Origin of the sequence: Cyclobacterium sp. SYSU L10401 (assembly GCF_010993705.1) — a bacterium.
GTDB lineage: Bacteria > Bacteroidota > Bacteroidia > Cytophagales > Cyclobacteriaceae > Cyclobacterium.
Genome location: NZ_WOFO01000017.1, coordinates 22,725 through 36,563 on the forward strand (window position 1 = coordinate 22,725; position 13,839 = coordinate 36,563).

The 13,839-nt window shown below is 43.4% G+C and carries 13 protein-coding genes; 6 read left to right on the forward strand and 7 right to left on the reverse strand.

Annotation, left to right across the window (positions count from 1 at the left end):
• Nucleotides 1–187 precede the first annotated feature (187 nt).
• Nucleotides 188–379 (reverse strand): hypothetical protein, encoded by a 192-nt coding sequence (locus GL182_RS23615; protein ID WP_163382444.1) that lies wholly within the window; start codon nt 377–379, stop codon nt 188–190.
• A 250-nt stretch (nt 380–629) separates the two neighbouring features.
• Here GL182_RS23615 and GL182_RS23620 point away from each other — a divergent pair, with 250 nt between their 5' ends.
• Genes GL182_RS23620 through GL182_RS23630 form a run of 3 tightly spaced genes read left to right on the forward strand, consistent with a single transcriptional unit; the run spans nt 630 to nt 2,448 of the window.
• Complete coding sequence (locus GL182_RS23620; protein ID WP_163382446.1) at nt 630–1,070, forward strand: hypothetical protein; 441 nt, start codon at nt 630–632, stop codon at nt 1,068–1,070.
• Nucleotides 1,067–1,840 (forward strand): hypothetical protein, encoded by a 774-nt coding sequence (locus GL182_RS23625; RefSeq protein ID WP_163382448.1) that lies wholly within the window; start codon nt 1,067–1,069, stop codon nt 1,838–1,840. The genes GL182_RS23620 and GL182_RS23625 overlap by 4 nt, the downstream gene beginning before the upstream one ends.
• Before the next feature lie 47 nt (nt 1,841–1,887).
• A complete protein-coding gene (locus GL182_RS23630) occupies nt 1,888–2,448 on the forward strand; it encodes a DUF1349 domain-containing protein (RefSeq protein ID WP_163382450.1) in 561 nt (186 codons plus the stop codon).
• On the opposite strand, the gene GL182_RS23635 is transcribed toward GL182_RS23630, so the two are convergent.
• From GL182_RS23635 to GL182_RS23655, 5 genes are all read right to left on the reverse strand, one after another.
• Nucleotides 2,449–3,813, reverse strand: a complete 1,365-nt coding sequence (locus GL182_RS23635; protein WP_163382452.1) for a flavin monoamine oxidase family protein — start codon at nt 3,811–3,813, stop codon at nt 2,449–2,451.
• Between the two features lie 203 nt (nt 3,814–4,016).
• Entirely contained in the window at nt 4,017–5,402 is a 1,386-nt protein-coding gene (locus GL182_RS23640) for a vanadium-dependent haloperoxidase (protein WP_163382455.1), read from the reverse strand.
• Between the two features lie 121 nt (nt 5,403–5,523).
• A complete protein-coding gene (locus GL182_RS23645) occupies nt 5,524–6,423 on the reverse strand; it encodes an ROK family protein (RefSeq protein WP_163382457.1) in 900 nt (299 codons plus the stop codon).
• Nucleotides 6,424–6,564: 141 nt separating this feature from the next.
• On the reverse strand, nt 6,565–8,892 hold the full coding sequence (locus tag GL182_RS23650) for a PIG-L family deacetylase (RefSeq protein WP_163382459.1): 2,328 nt from the start codon (nt 8,890–8,892) through the stop codon (nt 6,565–6,567).
• A gap of 24 nt (nt 8,893–8,916) precedes the next feature.
• Entirely contained in the window at nt 8,917–10,161 is a 1,245-nt protein-coding gene (locus GL182_RS23655; protein WP_163382461.1) for an ROK family protein, read from the reverse strand.
• 273 nt (nt 10,162–10,434) lie between these two features.
• On the opposite strand from GL182_RS23655, the gene GL182_RS23660 reads away from it, so the two are divergent.
• From GL182_RS23660 to GL182_RS23670, 3 genes are all read left to right on the forward strand, one after another.
• Nucleotides 10,435–11,427: an isoaspartyl peptidase/L-asparaginase family protein gene (locus GL182_RS23660; RefSeq protein ID WP_163382463.1), complete on the forward strand. Its 993-nt coding sequence runs from the start codon at nt 10,435–10,437 to the stop codon at nt 11,425–11,427.
• Between the two features lie 6 nt (nt 11,428–11,433).
• Entirely contained in the window at nt 11,434–12,189 is a 756-nt protein-coding gene (locus tag GL182_RS23665; protein WP_163382465.1) for a copper homeostasis protein CutC, read from the forward strand.
• A gap of 274 nt (nt 12,190–12,463) precedes the next feature.
• Entirely contained in the window at nt 12,464–12,931 is a 468-nt protein-coding gene (locus GL182_RS23670) for a CBS domain-containing protein (protein WP_163382467.1), read from the forward strand.
• 23 nt (nt 12,932–12,954) lie between these two features.
• Here GL182_RS23670 and GL182_RS23675 read toward each other — a convergent pair whose 3' ends face one another.
• Complete coding sequence (locus GL182_RS23675; RefSeq protein ID WP_163382469.1) at nt 12,955–13,731, reverse strand: YdcF family protein; 777 nt, start codon at nt 13,729–13,731, stop codon at nt 12,955–12,957.
• Nucleotides 13,732–13,839: the final 108 nt, after the last annotated feature.

A 13,839-nucleotide genomic window follows, 5' to 3' on the forward strand; every position in this document is an offset into this window, starting at 1 on the left:
CCCTCAGGTATTCGGGAGGGGAATGCGGGGGAGCAGGCTACCGAAGCTGGAATTCATAAGATGTTACTATCAAAACCATCTGGTGCCGATTGGCCATTTACCTTCCTATCAAACGCCTGAGGGGCAACAGCCTAAGAAACCGCTACCTTTCGTTTAGATCCCTGATAGCAAAACCATTTACCGGATGTCATTTTTTTTGCTCCTTTTTTTCTGATTTTTCCTTTTTCTTCTCTTCTTGATCGGGATATTCGTTTCTTCTTGGAGGGCGTGGCCCCTCACCTGCTGTGCCCGGCGTTTTTCTATTGGACCCTTTGTCTACCTTATCTCCATTGAAATACAAGGGAGAATGAATTACTGGATGTGTTTGTGGAGAAATCATTTTTTTGTCTTTTGGTTAGGTGATGGAAATTGGCCAAAATCATGCCATATATTGATGTAGCGCTTGGATGGAAGTTTACGTCTCTTATTATAAAGGCCTGCTACATTTGACCGGATTGCTAATAACTAAACACTTTTCCCGGGTCATGGGGTGGAGCCGGTTTTTTCTTTGGCTGTAGATCTGGAGATCAGCTAAGTGGTGGTATCAATTCCAGGTGGCAGGCCGGCAAAGGACGATAAAGAAAAATAAAATGGAAACAAAGTATCTAGCACCTGTTATTTGGACCCTGCTTTTATCAGGCTTGTATTTACCCATTAAAGAAAAATGGAAGCCAAAGCCCAGGCCATCGGTTTCACTGTCTCAGTCAACATGGGAGTTTGTGCCGGGCAAAGGGGAGGGGTCGTCGGACAGGCTACTTAAGGGACCCAAATACTTTCTGGAATTTGTCAATGATTCCATCTTTTTTGTTCAGCTGGAGGCCACAATGGTATACGGTTTGTATACCTATGAAGCAGGTAGTCAAAGTTTTACCTTTGGAAGTTTGCAGCGCATCAATCAACAATGTTGTGACAGCCAATTTTCATTAGACTTGATAGGAACCCTGCCTTCCATTCATTCCGGTGTGATATCGGGCGGGAAATTGAAATTGTATGGAAAAAAAGATTTAACATTTAAAGCCATGTTTATATGAAAACTGTAGACAACCTGACATTCGGTAGAAAAATCTTGTTTTCTCATGTATACTTATTGAGTAGGATTGGAATGATCCTTTCTTCCCTGCTGCTGGTCCCAGGCTGTGTAGAAGATGATTCTCAGCCAGAAGGGGATATCAGGGTTATTTCAGATAGTTTTGTTTCAGGGATGCAGGGATGGGCAGGAGGCTTTGCGGATCTGCCTGTTGACGGGCTCGATAGCTATGAGTTAGAGGTTGAACTGGATAATTTACCAGAAGAAACAGGGGAAACAGGCCAGGCCATTCGTGTTCAGGGCCACAACAGAAGTGATGATTTGTTCATGTTTCTGAAAAAGGAAATTTCCGGATTAGAGCCCGGAGCCAGCTATCAGGTAGTATTTAAGGTGAAATTAGCCTCCAGTTATCCTGAAAATTCCGTCGGTATAGGAGGAAGCCCCGGAGGTTCGGTTTATTTGAAGGCAGGTGCGGTAAATTTTGAACCCGAGCCGGAGCCTGTAGAGGAGGCCCAGACCACTTACCATCGGATGAATATTGATAAAGGGAATCAATCCCAGGATGGCTCTGATATGTACGGTTTGGGAACTATTGGGATAGCAGGAGATGATTTTGTTTACCAGATCATTTCAAGGGACAATCAGGATCGTCCGCAGCAAGTGACGGCCGATGAGGAAGGGAAACTGTGGCTGATAGTGGGTACAGACTCTGGGTTTGAGGGGTTGACAGTTTTGTACTATCAGGAAATCGAGGTAACTTTAACCAAAAAGTAGGGAAGGGGAAAAGAATTCCCTACCCAAGGCTTTAAATTATAGATGTCATGTCCAGTAAAAAATGGGAGGAATTTCAATGGCTGAATGAGCCCCTGAAATGGAATGCGGACCAGGAATCTCTTGAGATGAAAACCGATAGGAAGCGTGATTTTTGGCGCATTACCCATTATGATTTTGTCAAACATGATGGACATTTTTTTTATCGGGAAGTAGCAGGTTTATTTACCTGTCGACTTAAATTTTCGGGTCAATACCGGGATTTGTATGATCAGGCAGGGCTTATGCTTCGCCTGGATGAGAACAATTGGATCAAGGCAGGCATTGAATATGTAGATGGATTGGCTAAGGCAAGTGTAGTGGTGACAAGGGATTTTTCAGATTGGTCTGTAAAAAATTTATCAGAAATTCCTTCCGCTTTTTGGATAGAAGCGAGGAGAGGCAGCGATCATGTAGAAATATCTTACAGCATTGATGGGATAAAGTTTGAATTGCTGCGCTTAGCTTTCTTTCCTCCCTGCAATTTCCTGCAGCTAGGGATCATGGCCGCCTCCCCAAAAGGTGATGGATTTGAAGTAATTTTTGATTCTCCGGATATAAAAATGGAGTAATCAGGAAAGCATTTGCTCCACCACTTCCTCTCCCGAGTTGATGGCCCCTTCCATAAATCCCTGCCAGTCTGCCAGATGTTCACCGGCAAAGTAAACCGATTTGAAGGGTCTCTTCAGAATGGGCATCAAATCAAACCACTGTCCTATCCCGTACTGGGCGTAGGCTCCGTAGGAATATTGGTCTTTGCCCCAATAGTAACTGTTTTCGCCGGCTACCAAATGGCTGAGATCTCCAAAGGCGGGTCGAAGGGAATCCAGGATCAGTTTTAGTCTGGCTTCCTTGGGCTGTGCATGTAATACTTCGGCTTTATCGCCAATGGCATAGGCTACCAGCACACCTTTTTTGCCGGGTTGGTCTTTGGTGCCATGGTAGAAATAGTGTCCTACTCCATCGGTGACGCAATCAAAATTCTCTCTTCCCCAAAAACGTTCGGAGAATACCACTGGAAATTTTCCTATTCTGGCGTATTGAAGCCCTTGAAGCGCCTCAGTCATGCTTACCGGTAAGACAGGCTGCCAGTCAATTTTCAAGACCATATAAGTAGGAGCCGTGCAAATCAGTTGATCGGCCTGATATACCTCGCCATTGGCACAAGTCAGCCTCACTCCTTCACGGGATTGTTCCACCTTGGATACTTTTTTTCCCAACATTATCGAATCGCTTCCAATGGCAGCTGCCATTTTTTTAGGAAGCAGGTCATTTCCCCCCTGGATTTTCAGATCCATTTCGTTTTTTTCGCTACTTTCCGCATACTCTGCCAATGCGCAAAAAGTGGATACCTTGCGGATAGACTCACCAAAATCCGTACTGTCTAAAAGCTCCCTGATGTCAATGTCACGGTCAGAAAATCCTTTTCTGGATAAGAATCTCCACCAATCCATTTGATCCATCTTTTCTTTTTCTTTGTCAGACAGCTTATCCCAGTATATTTTTTTATTGTTCCAAAATGTCTCCATCTCAGGAGAAAAGCTCCATTTACCAGCTTTTTCATGTTTGCCATGATAAATCAGATCCGTTTCAAAACGGTTATCGAAAAGTTTGAGATCAAACTCCTGGCAGAGTTCGATCACCCTTTCATGAGAAGCTCCTACCCATTCTGCTCCCATCTCTATGGTTTGGCTTTCCCCTTTCACGGGTTGATGGGAAAATACCCGACCACCCACCCTGTTCCTGGCCTCCAGGATGGTAGTCTTGATGCCAGCCTTTTTGAGCTTATAAGCGGCAGCAAGTCCTGATAAACCGGCTCCGATTATCAGCACATGTTTTGGTTTTTTTCCAGGTAGGATGTTAGGGTATCCTTTTGCAGGCAGGGTCAATGCCCCACCCAATAGCGCAGTGGCCTGAAGGAAGTCTCTTCTTTTCATGTGTTTATAATTTGTTTTAAGCGGTCAGATGCCTGTCCCGATACTAAATCGGGAGAATCTTTGACGATTAAAATAATCATTGCTCTGTGTGTTTAATGATGATTTTAGTCGTGTCGATTTCATGGGAATAAAATGATTTTCCCTGAAGATAAAAAAAATAATAATTTTATTTCACAGCCCGGGTATTATATATCCGTTTAATTTTATTGGTCCGCTGTAAGCAGTATTTCTTTGGGTATATCAATTGTACTCAGGATGTAATGAGCGATTGCTTCGCCTTGTTTCATGCCTTCTTCAATGGCATCTCTGAAATGAATCCCTCCATATAGTCTCGAAATGGCGGCTTCCTCTGAAGCTTGCAGGAAAGAGTCAAAAGAACGTTCGGGAAGGCCGAAAAAAACCTCCGAGGTATCGACGAATTTGAAATCATCCCCGAAATATGAGCTGAGAATAATGGCACTTGTTTTGGAAATGACACTATGACCGCTGGTGTACTCTGGAAAAGGCGGGGTTTGTAAAATCGGCCTCCAGCTTTGGTCAATAAATTTATTGATGACAGTAATCGGTCGGATCCGGTCACTTCTATATTTTTCATCCCAACAACTGATAAAAGCATCATGTAATCCCATGGCCACCAGGGTGTGGATGTAGATACTGCTTTTTAAGTCGAGCCCTGCTTTTAGTGCGGCTATGCCCGTGATTCCCATCCAATGTCCTCCGGGGGAAATTTTCTTGAGGCCAATGGCCATATGGCCACTGTAGGATACATTGAAAGGGTTGCAATCCCAAAAATTGGCAATCAACTGCTGTTCTTCAGTTAAGGCACTGGTGACCTCATACACTTCATGTACTTGCCGGTAAAAGGAACTTCCTTCCTCCATGGAAAATTCAGCGGGTGGGTCGGGAGTAAAGGCTTCGGCATCCTTTATAAAAAAAGGCCTGATGGTTCTCCATTCGGGGTCAATGGCCGATAGGTATGCCGGTGGTGTAGGGTACCATTTTCCTTCACCGGGACTTGGACTGTAACGCTGTAGGGTGCTCAGGTAGCCATAGCCATCTTCTCTGGCGTATTTTAATACCAGGGAGGCGACCTCTTCGGCATACCGGATGTTTGCGGGTAGTGCTTTTTTTCTAAGGTATCTGTTTTTGATAAATTGATCAATAAGTTTTTCCTGTGACTTTTCCAGTCTCTTACCTGAGGGCATCAGTTTTTTACCCACTTCCAGCATGGCATAAATGCTTGCAAATGACCGGTTAAAAGTAACTTCGTCCAAATAGCTTGCTGAGGGTAAATCCGGGAGTGGGGCATTCAGGTTTTTGAGTAGCGGGTCCCTGGAGGTGCTTTGAGTTTCCTGAAAAACCAAATAGGCCGCTAGTAAGGAGTAACTGTAAAACCTGGCTGCACCAGGAGGGGTGGCTACATCGGTAACCATTACTTCTGTGATGGAAAATAGATGCTCCACCATCCAGGCTTCTACCTGGTCTTCTTGTTTAACAAGCGCTTTTTCAGCAGCGGGAATGGCTAATGGCTGGTTATTGCCGGGAAGAAATAGCCATACAAACAAAACTAACAACAACTGTTTTCCCATGTCCTTTCATTTCAATCTTTCAAAGGTATTCAATAATTCTATAAACCTCAACAAGAGATAGGGGTGGGTATACAGGAGAGATACCTTTGAAAAGGTGATTTTTGCAGCCTTCAAGAAAAGGTTAGGCCAAAGATGGTCTGGTGTCGGCCAGATTTTCGTTTTTTATTAAAAATTCATTTTCCTCTACCATGGATATGGCACCTAGAATGGCTGAATCATCCAGTTCGGAAACATAAATTTTCAAATTTTCCGAAATGGGTTTATAGGGGAAATTATTGATGACCTCTTGCAGGCCATTTTTAAAATAGGGATAGGCTTTTCTGATGGAACCACCAATAACAATGGCCTCCGGAGCATAGGTGAGTAATAAGCGGTAAATCAATTCGCCCAGGTGTCTGCCATAGGCATTAAAAATCTGCAGGGCTTCTGCATTTCCATCTTTCGCTTTTGCGGATAATTTCTTGGCACTGTACCTGTATTTACTTTTAAAAAATTTACTACTGCAATAATCTTCAAATGTTTGGTCCAGATAGGGCACCGCACCCCATTCTCCTGCCCCACAAAGCCTGCCTGTGTAAAGGTGTCCGTTTGCGATTATGCCTGTTCCAATACCTGTCCCAAGGGTAATGCCTACCACATGGCGGTGTGCATATGCCGGACCAAATTTGTACTCTCCCAGGGCAAAGCAATTGGCATCGTTATTTACGGCTACGGGAACCTTAAATTTACTTTCTAAGTATGCTTTTAAATTTACTTTTTGAAAAGAAGGAATATTGGCCAGGTTATAAACAATTCCCTGGATAGGGTCTACCAGCCCGGGTATGCCAATGCCTATGGACTTGAAGTTAAATTTATTGTAAGCTGATATTTGTGAGGAAATGGCATCAAGGATCTCTTCCTGGGGCAAACTGGCAGGGGTTTTACTCTCAATTCTTTCGACTAATTTACCTTCACGGATTATTCCGGAACTGATTTTTGTACCGCCTATATCCATTCCAAGTACCGTATTGCTTGCTTTCATTTTTTTGTTTGTTTTCGGAATTACCCCGATTAATTTTTTACCCCGAATGACCTGCGCCTGCCAGGCATTATTTTGCTTACAAAAGAAAATATCCGCAGGATGCTTTTTACACCTGCGGATAAAACGATTCAGTAAGTAGGTTTACAACATGCCTTCGGTAGATTTTTCCAGCTCTCTGGCTTCCACCAGAAAATCCTCTACACCCATCTCGCGGAAAAAAATCAATCCATGACTGGACCTGACTTTTGCCGTATGGTGTTGGTAAAAATAGTTTTTACCTAATAAAAGCTGCACATCGCTCAATTGGTTTACCCAGGTTCTCCTTGCAAGCGTGCTGAATTTACCATTGTGGGCATAGCTGGGAAAGGAAGCATTTACCTGGCTCATGTAACAGTTGGTAAAAGAATCTTCCATAACAGACATGTCACCTAGGGAAACGGGCACGATTACATTGGACTCAGCCGCATCAAATTTGAACCAGACATTTCGATATCCTATAATCTTAAAATTACTTAGGTCCTCTTCCAGACTCCATTGTCTAACCGCTTCAGCTGTGGCCTGCAATACCTTGTAATGAGTGTCTGGACCACTTCCTTCGGGATCCAGGGTGAGGCTGAGCTTGGTAGGCTTGATCTCCCTTAACATATTTAAAATGGGCTCCACATCTCTTTTCTTATCCGGCTGCTCGGTAAATATATCTCCGGTATAAAAACCCAATCGTAAATGATGAACGTTCTTTACCTGCACCCCAAAATGTGCCCATACCAATTCCTCTTCAAATTCCCTGATCATCCCTTTTAAGGTTTGGATGTTTTTTGGGTTTTTCTCCCCATCATAGGAATTTTTTAGTACGGTGATGATTTCATTGATCTGATCCCGCAGCTGCATGGTGGACTTGATGCCAAAAGTAAATACAATCGCTCTTACTACCCTGTGACACAATCCTCGTAGCCTTTCTTCCGCATTTTCAGAAGCTACATTGGTCAGGTAATGATAGACGTCCTTGTCCATTTTCAGTTTGTAGCCAGACTCATAGAAATCTTCGAACTTGACCATCTGTATGCGGCCCTCATCCAAAAACTTCTTGGTACTTTTCAGCGTGTCGATTACAAAAGAATTGGTAACTGCAGTAAAACCGGAGGTCAACACAGCAAAATGAGCCTCGTTACTGTTTTCATGGAGCTGTTTCGTTATTTGGGGTAAGATTCCGAGAGATATGTCATCATGGTGGGGACCGGTATGAAGAAAAACCTCATTCTTTTCCTCTTCCATTCCCTTGTCGATCTTACTGCTGATACTTTGAATGACTTCATTGACAGTATTTTCATTCAGATCGGGTATCTGACTGGTATATTTGTCATTCTTCAGGTCTTCCAGGGTGATCCTGTGGCCGTATTTTTGTAATTTTTTACAAAGGTCCAATACTGCCCGCTCCGTTTTGGTGAAATCCCATTTTCCGGTGAAGTAATACTGATCCACACTGTCAGTCAATTTGGAAGCGGCACCTTTGGTAAGATAAAACCGACCATTTTTCAGTTTCTGAAGTACTGTGGCGGGATAGACATTGGTCATGGATTGCTCCAGGGACTGTTTGACAATGGGCGCTTTGGCTTCCCCGGCAGCAATGATGATGGCCACTGCTTCCGGATTGTGAACGATGGTGTCCAATCCTATGGTGATTACCAGCCGATTGGCAGAAATTTCAATGCCACCCAGATCCCCTGCGGCCACAGCCTGGGTTTCAAAATTGGTTTCCGTTAGCCGGGTAGTGGAAAAGATATCGGAGCCCCTGGTATTGAAAGCAATGTGTCCATCCGGACCAATACCCCCAACAAAGAAGCCAATACCGCCTTTTTCCCGGATTTTGGCCTCATACTCCCCACACCACTGATCGATAAGGTAGATGGATTCCTGTTGTAGCCTTTCCTGATTATTGGTGTATTCCCTATAGCGCAAGGATAAATCTACCCTTGAGTCTGGGAAAATTTCCTTATAGGATTTCCCTTCTGCCAATTTGATTTCATCCGAATTTATCAGCAGGGCCTTTTTGGGGTCCAGGCCAAAGCCTTCTATGTAGAACTTGTTTACATAATGATAAAAACTATTTTTTTGCTCGGAGGAGATAGGGTAAAATTCATCAATTTGAACAAACTGAAGGTCTTTCAGTACAGGTTTTTTGCATTCTTTCAGACCATACTTTTCCCTTAATTCCAGTCCTTTTTTCTTATCCCAATTTTCCAGCAGAAACTTGGTCCATTTGATAAAGTATTCCGGTGTTTTACCTGTAGGTAAGCTGATGACACCATCGGGATTGGTAGAAACCCATTCTAAAAACCTGCATGCGGTAAGCAATCCCAGTTTTGGGAAATTATCTACCGTGAGGTAAGGAATCCTGGTGGTGACGGTCTCTGTTTCTGAATCCTCGAAAAAAGCCTCTTCAGTTTTCGAAAGTGGATAGTTTGCTAACATATCTTTTGTATGAGTTTTAATTTTCTAGTGTGAGTTGATCGTGTCTTCAAATATATGTTCATTCACAATAGCTATGGCTCCCCTGAGACCGACTTCCTTACCCAATTTGGAAAGTTCGATGGAAGTCTTTTCTCTAAGCTTGGCCATAGAGTAAATGTTCAATGCCTGTTGTATAGGAGTGGTGATGTATTGATTTGCTTCAGCAATGGCACCACCTAAAATAATTAGCTCTGGATTAAACAACTGAATAAGAATGGCAATCCCTCTGCCCAGGTCAAGCCCCACATCAGACAGGATACTGATCGCTCGCTGGTCTCCGGCACTGGCGGCTTCCACTACAATGGATGGGTCAATATTCTCTTCTTTCCCTTCAGATAACCGGGCCAGGATGGAGTCTTTGTCTAATTCTATGGCCTCCTTTGCCAACCGTACCACCGCTCCTCCGGAAGCCACTGATTCCAGACAGCCTCTTTTGCCACAGGAACAACTGATTTCCTTGGCATCAAATAAGGGGGAATGACTGAATTCACCGGCAAACCCTGAATAACCTCTGTACAGTTTTCCATCAATGATAATGCCTAAACCTATTCCCCAATCGACAAAAATGCCCAATACATTTTTATGACCACTATTATTACCAAATTTAAATTCGGCCAATGTTTTCGCTCTGGCATCATTCTCAATAAAAACCTTTCTCCCAAACTTGGATTCCAACTGATCTTTGAGCGGTTTTTTTCCCGATTTCAAATGGGTATGATTGATGCCTGCAACACCATCTACCAGGCCTGGCATGCTGATCCCTACGGCTATGACTTTTTCTTCCGGTATGCCGGATGAGGCGATTACTTCCATAGAAAAATCATAGATGCTGTCCAGGGTTTTTGGCTCATTATTCAGGGTTAGTTTGACCGTTTTTATTTTTGAGACCCTTTCATTTTTGGTGTTGTAAACAGCTGCCTTCGCTCCATAGCGACTGAGGTCTATCCCCAAAATAAAAAAAGAATCGGGTGCAAGTCCGTAAAGGTCTGGTTTCCTTCCTCCCTGAGATTGACCTCTTCCTTCCTTTATGACTATATTTTCTTCCAAAAGGTCTGCCAATAACAAATTTACTGTCGGTAAACTGATGCCTACCAGCTGGCAAATGTTATTGGCGGTGTTATTACCAAGGGTGTACAACTCCTTGACGATTTTTAGCTTGTTGATATAATTTTTAATCTCAACAACCCCTTCCTTTTTTTCAAGGACTATATTTGGATCAATCAGGTTCATCAGGTTAATTTTTGTGCAAATTAATAAAAAATTTTATTAATTAGCTATTACTTACATTAAAAAATTTATGTAATTTTAGACAGATTTTTTTTGATTTTGTCCGAAAACGATTTTTTTCTCAAAATACCGGCAGTAAAAGGGAAAAAGGTTTTTTATGGTCTAGCGAATTTTAAGTTATTTATAAAAATATATAAAGCCAAGGTATTTATTGAAAATATTTTATCATGTTTGTTATTTATTTTGACCAAATACAACCTTTAACACAAAAAATTTATGGGAGGAAGAAGAAAATTCATCAAGCATTCCCTGCTATCCACATTGGCAGGAATTCCTTTGGCAGGAAATGCTGGGTCTTTGCAAACCTTTCGAAAGGAAGAAAAAACAGTAAAAAATTTCACTCCGCAGGTATTGTCCACCTGGAACCATGGTATGCCGGCCAATGACAAAGCCTGGGAAGTGCTGAACAGTGGAGGGACCATAGTGGATGCCGTGGAGCAAGGCGTCATGGTGACTGAAAATGATTTAAGTAACCTTTCTGTAGGGCTTCAGGGATTGCCAGACAGGGAAGGGATCGTGACATTGGATGCTTCGATAATGAAAGGAGATGGCTCTTGCGGTTCTGTAGCATTTGTAAGGCAGGTAAAGCATCCCATTACATTGGCAAGAAAAGTCATGGAAAAGACACCCCATGTCATGCTTGCCGGGGAAGGAGCAAGGCTGTTTGCCATTTCTGAAGGAATGCCCATAGAGCAAGAGGAGCTTAGTCCCAAGGCCCGGGAGGCCTACATGCGATGGAAGGAAAATGCCAAGTACCAGCCTGTCATCAATATAGAAAATCACGATACCATTGGCATGGTGGGTATGGATGAAAATGGTGCAATGGCTGGCTCTTGTACTACCAGTGGACTTGCCTATAAAATGCATGGAAGGGTAGGGGATAGTCCCATCATTGGAGCAGGCTTGTTTGTGGATGAAGAAGTGGGGGCAGCTACCGCTACGGGCCTGGGAGAGGAAGTTATCAGGATTTGTGGCGCCTTCCTGATAGTGGAGTTGATGCGTCAGGGCCGGACACCTCAGGAAGCCTGTGAAGAAGCAGTGAAAAGGGCGGTGTCCAAAAGTAAAGACATAGACAATACCCAAATCGGATTTTTGGCCTTAAACAAAGAAGGTGAATTTGGGGCTTTTGCCATACGGCCGGGGTTCAATTTTGCCCGGCATCACGGACAGGGCAAATCGTTGACGGATGCCAGAAGCTGGTATAAATAGGAGGCCATGTCTAAAGGAAACATTGTTTTTGAAGCCCCTGTATATACCATAGAAGCTGCCCTCCTTGCCGTGGAACATGGAGCAGACCGAGTCGAATTGTGTGCGGATTTCGGTGAAGGGGGGACTACACCCAGTCCCGGATTGCTAAAAGAAATAAAGAAACATGTCCCTGTTCCTGTGTTTGTAATGATCAGGTGCAGAGGTGGAGATTTCCTCTACTCCGAAAGGGAATTGCAGGCCATGCAAACCGATATGGGGATATTGTTGGAAAACGGAGCTGATGGCTTTGTATTTGGAGCGTTGACCTCATCCGGGGAAGTAGATGAAAGCGCCTGCAACAAACTGATTCAGGGGGCTAAGGGAAAACCCTGCACTTTTCACCGTGCTTTTGACCTGATTCTGGATAAAAAATCAGCATTGGAAAAGATTGTTTCCCTTGGTTTTGAAAGGATCCTTACTTCAGGAGGGGCACCAAATGTAGCCGCAGGAAGCGAAATCATAGCGAAATTATTTTTGTGGGCATGCGACAGGATCATCATTATCCCTGGAGGCGGGCTAAATGCAGCAGATTTGCGAGATCTGCACCAATCCTGGCCCTTAAAAGAAGTTCACAGTTCCTGTAAGGCTTTTAGGAAATCAGCCATGAACCTGCCCCCCACAGGTTTAAAGCTATCTTTGATAGAAGAGATGGAAGGCAAGGTGCTGACGGTTGATCCACAACTTATCCGCTCCTTCAGGGCAGCTTTGGATGACTTGGATTGACATTGCTTGCCTTTTTGGCAGAGTACCTCACAGGAGGTAAAAGAATGTCGGGTGAAAAAAAATTACCTTTAACATTGCCAATCAGGGTAAGTAAGGGGATTGTATCCTATTCTGGTCCACATGGCCTCGTTCGCCCATTTGCTGTTCTTTAGATGGGGTTTTTATACAGCATCCAAAGCCAATTTAATTTTTTCTACTAGCCTTCATTAGTAGATTATGTTTGCATTTATCTGTCTGTTTTGCTATATTATCTGTTCAATAAACCCTATAACATATGGTAAAGAGTTTTCAGGGGGTACGGGAGGCCCCTATCAAAAAAAGCAATCAGCCCCTGTTGGTGAGGGATCACATGAGCACCAACCTGATAACATTTCATCCCAAAGATACTATCGATCATGTAATCTCGGTGCTGACAAGAAAGCATATTTCAGGAGCCCCGGTCGTTGATGACAATGGTGCACTGGTGGGTATGATTTCTGAAGGAGACTGTCTGAAAGAGATCATCAAGGGGCAATATACCAATACACCCAAATTTCCAGGTACAGTGGAAGACCAAATGACCAAAGAGGTCATCACCATGCCGCCGGATATTTCCATTTTTGATGCTGCAGATCAGTTCCTGACCCTTAGGATACGAAGGTTCCCTGTTGTAAAAAATGGAGAATTACTGGGACAGATCAGTGTGAGTGATATTATCCGGGCCATGCCCAAACTCAAGGCATCCACCTGGGAAAAGCATTAGCACATCACACGGGTGAAGTTCTTTTAGATGTATCCAAGGGTTTTATAAGCCAGTATGCCTACCCATTCCTTGACCAGTTTATGCCAAACCAAAATGGCATTTATGCTGGGTTGAAAAATGGTTTTAATGTTAAATTTGGGAGTAGCGGCATAGTAGTCTACCGGAAAGGTATCCGGATTCAGGCCTGTTTTTACAAAGCAGGCCTTTGCTCTTTTCATGTGAAAAGCCGAAGTAATCAATAAGAAAGAGGAGTTTTGCTGGTCCAGGATACCTTTTTCCTTCAACAGTTGTTGGGTATAGACGGCATTTTCTCTGGTGTTTTTGGCTGCTGTTTCCAGTATCAGGTCAGCTCTTTTTACCCCTGCCCAAACCATGAAATCTCCCAGGGATGCTGCCTCGGAAATCTCATCTGAGGGATCAAAGCCCAAACCTCCTGTGATGAGGATTTTTTTAATTTTACCCATTTTGTACAGTTGCACGGCATGGGTAACCCGGTCTGCACCTTTATTGAAATAGGTCCGGTCCTTCGGGGTTTTATCAATATTAGTAACCCCTGTCAATATGATCCCTACTTCATAATCCGGCAGGCTATGGAAATCCTTTGGTGGCGGCTCCCAATCATACATCAGCCAATTGGAAAGATAGCTGTTGGAGAAAAATACGGTTAGCAGAAAACCCGTCAGCACCAGCTTTTTACCCCAGGAGCGGTGGATGGCAAATGTCCCTACACCTATCAGGAAGAGGCAAATGGTAAATGGCATGACGAGAAAGCTAAATAATTGCGAGATATAAAAAAACATGTCTTTCCTTTTTGGCTGGTTTTACTATTGGATGAAACCACTTCCGACAAAATTATCTAATAATTCTCTTTGTACGCAATATTTATTTTTAACTTCACATCATTCCTT

Coding starts and splice junctions, on each gene's coding strand:
- GL182_RS23615 (WP_163382444.1), bottom strand. CDS start 379: ATGATTTCTCCACAAACACATCCAGTAATTCATTCTCCCTTGTATTTC.
- GL182_RS23620 (WP_163382446.1), top strand. CDS start 630: ATGGAAACAAAGTATCTAGCACCTGTTATTTGGACCCTGCTTTTATCA.
- GL182_RS23625 (WP_163382448.1), top strand. CDS start 1,067: ATGAAAACTGTAGACAACCTGACATTCGGTAGAAAAATCTTGTTTTCT.
- GL182_RS23630 (WP_163382450.1), top strand. CDS start 1,888: ATGTCCAGTAAAAAATGGGAGGAATTTCAATGGCTGAATGAGCCCCTG.
- GL182_RS23635 (WP_163382452.1), bottom strand. CDS start 3,813: ATGAAAAGAAGAGACTTCCTTCAGGCCACTGCGCTATTGGGTGGGGCA.
- GL182_RS23640 (WP_163382455.1), bottom strand. CDS start 5,402: ATGGGAAAACAGTTGTTGTTAGTTTTGTTTGTATGGCTATTTCTTCCC.
- GL182_RS23645 (WP_163382457.1), bottom strand. CDS start 6,423: ATGAAAGCAAGCAATACGGTACTTGGAATGGATATAGGCGGTACAAAA.
- GL182_RS23650 (WP_163382459.1), bottom strand. CDS start 8,892: ATGTTAGCAAACTATCCACTTTCGAAAACTGAAGAGGCTTTTTTCGAG.
- GL182_RS23655 (WP_163382461.1), bottom strand. CDS start 10,161: ATGAACCTGATTGATCCAAATATAGTCCTTGAAAAAAAGGAAGGGGTT.
- GL182_RS23660 (WP_163382463.1), top strand. CDS start 10,435: ATGGGAGGAAGAAGAAAATTCATCAAGCATTCCCTGCTATCCACATTG.
- GL182_RS23665 (WP_163382465.1), top strand. CDS start 11,434: ATGTCTAAAGGAAACATTGTTTTTGAAGCCCCTGTATATACCATAGAA.
- GL182_RS23670 (WP_163382467.1), top strand. CDS start 12,464: ATGGTAAAGAGTTTTCAGGGGGTACGGGAGGCCCCTATCAAAAAAAGC.
- GL182_RS23675 (WP_163382469.1), bottom strand. CDS start 13,731: ATGTTTTTTTATATCTCGCAATTATTTAGCTTTCTCGTCATGCCATTT.